The sequence below is a fragment of the Streptomyces sp. 8P21H-1 genome, from assembly GCF_013302945.1.
Genome location: NZ_JABTYA010000169.1, coordinates 1,250 through 1,576, shown reverse-complemented (window position 1 = coordinate 1,576; position 327 = coordinate 1,250). Strand labels below are relative to the sequence as shown.

The 327-nt window shown below is 74.9% G+C and carries 1 pseudogene; it reads left to right on the top strand.

Annotated features, from left to right (window positions below):
* Positions 1-327 (top strand): annotated as a pseudogene (locus HO151_RS07260) (hypothetical protein); the annotation flags it as partial.

The window sequence follows — 327 nt, the reverse complement described above, 5'->3', positions numbered from 1 at the left end:
CCGTGGCCGGTGTCCGCGAAGTCCGACGAGGCCCTGGACGCGCAGCTCGCCCGGATCACCTCCGTCACCGACGCCGACCCGCTGGACGTGGGCCTCTCGCTCGCCACGGGCCGCTCGGTCTTCGAGTACCGCGCCGTCCTGCTGGCAGGCGCCGAGGGCGAACCGGTGGAGGTGGCGCGGGACCGTGCCGTCGAGCGCCGGACCGCCCTCCTGTTCTCCGGTCAGGGGTCGCAGCGTGCGGGGATGGGGCGTGAGCTGTACGCGCGCTTCCCGGTGTTCGCGGCGGCGCTGGACGAGGTGCTGGCGCTGCTGGACCCGCAGCTGGAC